A 6176-nucleotide genomic window follows, 5' to 3' on the forward strand; every position below is an offset into this window, starting at 1 on the left:
CCCGACCACCGCGATCCGCGCCGGCGACGGCGACATGGCGGTGTGGAGAATGACGGTCGTGCACAACCGGCGCGATCCGCCGTCCGCCCGCGGCGGTCGTGCGGCAGCGTGGGGCCCATGACCGTCCGCGTGACCGTGCACCCGGGCGAGGACGTCGAACTGTCCGACGGCGTCGCGCCCGCCACCTTCCGAGAACCGCTCGCCGCGCTCGTGTGCCGCCCCGAGCTGCGCCGCGCCACCCTGCTCGCCGACGGCACCCCCGTCCCCGAGGACTGCCGCGCCGGCGAGCGGCCCCTGCTCCCCGGGGCCACCCTGACGACCCGGCGGCAGGGCACCGGCCCGATGGCCGACGACGCCGCGCTGCACCGCGCGCCGTGGACGCTCACGCGCACCACCGGGACCGCGGCCGGCGTCCTCGTACCCGTCGGCGGGCCGCCAGACCTCGCACGCGGGCTCCGGCGGCTGGGAGACACGCGCCCGGCCGGCGGGGCGCGGGGCGGTCTGCGTCTCCGGCGTGGCGGTGCGAACAGGGTCCTGGCCCCGCCACGATCACCCGCCGACGCGATCTGGGTCCTCGGCCTGCTGCCGGTCCTCGCCTCGGTCGGCCTGGCCATCCTCCTGCGACAGCCCACGCTCGCGCTGTTCGCCCTGCTGGGCCTCGCCGCGCTGCTCCCCCAGCTGCTCCGGCGCCGCACCACGCCGGCCGGGACGCCCGGCACGACCGCGGCCCGGGCCCGGCCCCACCGGGCAGGACCCGACGCCCTGCTCGCCTTCGCCGTCGCCGCCCACCAGGCCGCGCCGGGAACCTGGCGCGCCGCCCAGGCCGCCTGGGCGAGGACGGGCGCTCCTCCGGGATGGCCCGGCGGGATGTGGGACACACTCCTGAGCGACGGGTCGGTGGCCGTCATCGGCCCGCAGGAGCCCGCACGGGCGGTGGCCCGCGCCATCGTCGCCGACCTCGCCGCACGCGGCCGGCCCGTCCGGGTGCTCGGCGCCGGCCGCCACTGGACCTGGTGCCGCTGGCTCGCCGCGCCCGGCGCCGCACCGGTCACGGCTGTCTCCGGCCCGGTCCCGGGCGGCGGCCGCATCACGCCCGGCCACGAGGCCGTGCTCCCGGACGACGGCGCCCTTGACACCGCGGGAGCCCCCGTGGTCGTCGTCGACCACGGCACGGCCGACGATCACGCCGCCGCCCGCCGCGCCGTCACGCGAGGAGCCACCTGCATCGTCCTCGGCGACGCCGCGGGCTGCCGCACCGTCGTCACCGTCCAGGACGGCCGCCTCCGCATCACCGGACCGGAGGTACGCCGCAGCAGCCGCCCCCTCGTCGGTGTCACCACTCAGTGGGCCGAACACTTCGCCCGGCGCCTCGCCGGCGCCCGGCACCTCGGCCGCACCCTCGCCACCCTCACCGGCGCCGCGACCACCGCCGGCGTCGCCTCCACCAACCTGCCCGACGACGCCCCGCTCGCCGGCCTGCACGATCTCGACGGGCTCCCCGCCGGCCCGACGGCCCCTCGCAGCGGCAGCTGGGCCGTGCCCCTCGGACGCACCACGACCGGAACCGTCACCTGGGACCTCGTCACCGACGGACCCCACCTCCTCGTCGCGGGCACCACCGGATCCGGGAAATCCGAGCTGCTCCGCGCGCTCGTCCTCGGGCTCGCCCTGCAGCACCCGCCCAGCCGCCTGATGCTCGGCCTCATCGACTTCAAGGGCGGCGCCGGACTCGGCCCCCTCACCGGGCTCCCGCACGTCGTCGGGCAGGTCACAGACCTGGACGCCGCGCTCGCGGCGCGAGCGCTGGCGGGGCTGCAGGCCGAGCTCCGCCGCCGCAAGACGATCCTCGCCGAGCAGGGTGTGGCGGACGTCGCGGCACTGCCGCCCGGCGTCGTCCCGCGCCTCGTCGTGGTCGTCGACGAGTTCCGGGCGCTCGCCGACGAGCTGCCCGACCTCCTGCCCGGCCTCGTCCGGATCGCGGCCCAGGGCCGGTCGCTGGGCGTGCACCTCGTCCTCGCGACGCAGCGGCCGGCCGGCGCCGTGAGCGCCGACGTGCGGGCGAACGTCACCGCGCGCCTCGCGTTGCGCGTGACCGACCCGCTCGAGTCACGTGATGTCGTGGACTGCCCCGACGCGGCGGCGCTGCCCGTGGACCGGCCGGGCAGGGCGATCTTCCGGATCGGGTCGGGAACCCCGGTCGTGCTGCAGTGCGCGCACACCGGCCCCGCCCGTCCGACGGCGGTCGTCCGGCGCGCCACGCCGTTCGGAAGGGTCGGTACCGGCCCGGGCGGCAACGGGCTCGCGGCCGCCGCGTGGTCCGGCCGGGAACACGGGAGCGGCGATCGGACCGGCGACGATCGGGCCAGTGGTGAGCAGACCGGCGGGCGGGCCGGCGGTGGGCAGGCCGGCGATGGGCAGCGCGGCGGGCGGGCCGGCATCGCGCTCGTCGGGACACCACCGCTCGGACGGCACCGGGCACCCGCCCCGCCGGGCGAACAGGTTCCCACGAGGACGACACACGGGAGAGCCGGCGACGGGCCGGCAGGTCTCGTTGCGGCGATCCGCACCGCACACGGAGGCGCGGCTCCCCACGCCCCGCTCTGGCTGCCGCCTCTCCCGGAACGCGTCACGCCCGTCGACCTCGCCGAGTGGGACGATGTCCCGGACGCCCCCGGTCTGCCCCTCGCTCTCGGCGACCTCCCGGACCAGCAGCGTCGGACGGCGATCCGCTGGGATCCCGCCGACGGGAATCTCGCCGTGCTCGGCCGCGCGAAGTCCGGGCGCACGACCGCGCTCGCGGCCCTCGCCGAAGCGGCGCGGGCACGGAGCATGACGGTGCGGGTCGTCACGCCCGCCTCGGTGTCCGCCGACCCGGGGTTGGCGCACGGCCCGGGGGCCGTCCGGATCCCCGATCTCCTGCTCGTGGACGATCTGGACGCCGTCCGCGCGGCCCGCCCCGGCTGGGAACCGCCGCCCGGTGTCCCCGTCGCCGTCGCGACGCGCAACGCGGCGATCACCCACGCCTACGGCGTCGGCCCGCGCCTCGTCCTGCTGAGCCGCGACCGCGCCGACGACGTCGCCCTGGGCGCCCCCGTGGCCCTGGCGGGTTCCGGAGGCGTCCCAGGACGTGCCGCGTGGTACGGGCGCACCGGGACGGTGCTGTGTCAGACGGTGATGTCCCGGCCGAGCCCGCCCGGTGCCGGCCAGGATCGCGCCGTCGTGGACCGGGCGGTCACCTGAGCCACCACTTCTGGTTCGCGCCGCCGTGGCACTCCCAGATCACGAGCTTCGTGCCGTCGTTGCCGTTCCAGCCCTGGACGTCGACGCACTTGTTCGCGGCGATGGACACGAGGTCCCCGGCCCCGGACAGCACCCACTGCTGCGCGACGTTTCCGTTGCAGTTCACGATCTGCACGGTCGTGCCGTTGGTGGGATCGCCCCAGGCAAGGTCCATGCACAGCCCTCCGGCACGGATCGTGCCGTCGGAGTGGAACGTCCACCGCTGCGCGGCGGTGCCGTTGCAGGTCCAGATCTGCAGCGGCACGCCGTCGGAGAAGTTCGAGTTCGGCACGTCGATGCACTTGCCCTCGTACCCGACGATCTCGCGTCCGGCACCGCCGCCCCCGGTGGTCGTCAGGCTCAGGTTGTAGTTGGCCAGGATGGGGTTGATCGGCTGGTAGATGAACCGGCCGTTGCTCGAGCAGTCGCCGATCCGGCCGGAGGTCACGCCCTGTGCCTGGTCGCCGGAGATCACGGAACCACCGGAGTCGCCGCCCTCGGCGCACGCCGAGCCGATGACCATTCCCGGGATGTCGCCGTTCCCGTAGTTGATGGTGACGTTCTTCTCCTGGATCACGCCGCAGCGCCAGCCCGTCGTCCGGCCCGAGCGGCACACGGAGGCGCCGATCGGCATCTCGTTCGAGCCCGCCACCGCGACGGTGCCGCCGCCGTAGTTGTTCACCGCCGGCCGGGGCGTCCAGTTGCTGTTGGTCCTGACCCAGGCCCAGTCGTGCCCCGGGAACTGCGACCCCGCGTAGTGGCCGAGCGCGGCGCCGTCGGGCGCATTGACCGCGTCGCCCGTGTTGCCGCAGTGTCCCGCGGTCACGAAGCCACCCGCCACGGCGAATCCGATCGAACAGAGCGTCACGTACCCGTCACCGGTGGGCCGGTGGAACTCGTTGCCACCCACGATGTCCCGCGCCGGCACCGGGGCCGTGTCGGAGTGCTCCACCCGCACGACACCGGACGGCACACCCGCCTCGTCCGCCATCGCACGCGCGGCAGCGGCATCGGCGGCCTCGATGACCAGCGCGTTCGCCTCCGGATCGGCGTACCACGCGTGCACCGACCCCGGCGCACCGACCTCGTCGAGCGCGCCCTTCCATCGGTTGAGGTCGTCAAGGCCGTGCCGCACGACGACGGCCTCCGCCCCGGTCTCGCGAACCGCGTTCGCCGCGGCGCGAGTCGTGACGGCCACGCGGATCTCGTCGCCGCTCTCCGGCACCCAGGTGCCCGCGTAGTCGTCGCCGAGCGACGACGCGAAGTGCTCCTCCAGGCCCGCCGCGCTCGCGTCGAGCGCGAGGCGGGCGGGGATCTCCTCGGGCGCGAGACCGAGGTCCCGCTCGAGTGCCTCGGCCTGCTCGGGCGGGATACCCGCCGCGTCCGACGACGCCGGCGCCGGGCCGGCCGGCTCGGCACCCGTGGCCGGGGCGCCCACGAGTGCGGCACCGGCCAACGCGGTCACCATGGCCAGAGCGAACGGCGTCAGCGCTGTCACCGGCTTGCGATACGACCTTCTCGACGATCTGAGCATCTGCTACTCCCTCGCTGGGTCCCGGCCGGGCCGGGGTGTGGGTGGGGGATGCGGCGTACGGGAGACGACGACGGTGTCGCGCGCTCGCACACCGGCGACGCGGACGACATCGCCCGCATCGCATGAGGGCCACACGCGATGCTAGTGAGGACCGAACCGTTGCTGAACAGTGACCGGGCGACGATGTGGGAACCACCTAGTTGACGCTCGGCGGGCAGGCGCCTCCGCGCATCGGCGCTGGTGAGAGTTCGAGGCGGCAACTGCAGGTCACGGTCCGGCGTCGAAAGGCCCCACCGATTGACACCCTGGACCGGCACCCGTTGCATGGAAGGCAGGTCACGGGGTCCCCAGACCCTGGCCGCATGCCGAACGGCGCAGGCGGCACGGCAGTGTGCACACGCCGTCCGGCGGGACACCTTCGAACGACCAAGGAAGGCTCAGGACTCGAAATGCGAGTGAATCGAAAGTCGGCCGGTGTGGTGGCTTCGGCCGCCGTGCTGGGTGTGACGCTGGCGGCGTGTGGTGGCGGCGGCTCGGGCGAGGGTGGGTCCGGGGCCGAGGGTGATGCCAGCCAGGTGGAGGTGTTCACCTGGTGGGCGGCGGGTTCGGAGAAGGCGGGCCTGGACGCGCTGGTGGGTGTCTTCCAGGAGCAGCACCCGGACACGGAGTTCGTCAACGGTGCGGTCGCGGGTGGTGCGGGGTCGGCGGCCAAGGATCTGCTGCAGACCCGGTTGCAGGCGCAGGACCCGCCGGACACGTTCCAGGCGCACGCGGGTGCCGAGCTGCAGGACTACATCGACGCGGCCCAGATCGAGGACGTGTCGGGCCTCTACGACGAGTTCGGCCTCAGGGACGTGTTCCCGGCCGATCTGGTGGAGCGTCTGTCGACTGAGGACGGGGCGATCTACTCCATCCCGTCCAACATCCACCGCGCCAACGTCATGTGGGCCAACCCGACCGTGCTGGAGGACGCGGGCCTGGACCCGAGCGCGGAGTACGCGGATCTGGACGCGTTCATCGCGGACCTGGAGACCCTGCAGGAGGAGGGTGTGACGCCGATCTCGGTGGCCACCACCTGGACGCAGGTGCACCTGCTGGAGACCGTGCTGCTGGCCGACCTCGGTCCGGAGGCGTACTCGGGTCTGTGGGACGGGTCGACGGACTGGACCTCGGAGGAGGTGACCGGTGCGTTGGAGGACTTCGAGACGATCATGTCGTTCACCAACGAGGACCGTGACGGTCTGGACTGGCCGGAGGCCACCCAGCAGGTGATCGACGGGACCGCCGCGTTCAACATCATGGGTGACTGGGCCGTGGCCGCCTTCGAGGAGCAGGACAAGGAACTGGGCACCGACTTCGTCGC

At 74.4% G+C, this 6176-nt stretch carries 3 protein-coding genes; 2 read left to right on the forward strand and 1 reads right to left on the reverse strand.

Annotation, left to right across the window (positions count from 1 at the left end; genetic code table 11):
• Positions 1 to 117 precede the first annotated feature (117 nt).
• Complete coding sequence (locus IIE03_RS11870) at positions 118 to 3240, forward strand: FtsK/SpoIIIE domain-containing protein (RefSeq protein WP_192862969.1); 3123 nt, start codon at positions 118 to 120, stop codon at positions 3238 to 3240.
• On the opposite strand, the gene IIE03_RS11875 is transcribed toward IIE03_RS11870, so the two are convergent.
• The gene (locus IIE03_RS11875; RefSeq protein WP_318842945.1) at positions 3233 to 4777 is read right to left on the reverse strand and encodes a lectin; all 1545 of its coding nucleotides are present in this window, start codon (positions 4775 to 4777) and stop codon (positions 3233 to 3235) included. The two genes, IIE03_RS11870 and IIE03_RS11875, sit on opposite strands and share 8 nt — an antisense overlap.
• 485 nt (positions 4778 to 5262) lie before the next feature.
• On the opposite strand from IIE03_RS11875, the gene IIE03_RS11880 reads away from it, so the two are divergent.
• Positions 5263 to 6176 (forward strand): ABC transporter substrate-binding protein (locus IIE03_RS11880; protein WP_192862970.1); only part of this gene is annotated, 914 nt, incomplete at its 3' end.

It is taken from the genome of Myceligenerans pegani, from assembly GCF_014892515.1.
Lineage (GTDB): Bacteria > Actinomycetota > Actinomycetes > Actinomycetales > Cellulomonadaceae > Myceligenerans > Myceligenerans pegani.

Bases quoted from the DNA above. Each gene is read 5' to 3' on its own strand.
- IIE03_RS11870 (WP_192862969.1), top strand. From the start codon at position 118: ATGACCGTCCGCGTGACCGTGCACCCGGGCGAGGACGTCGAACTGTCC.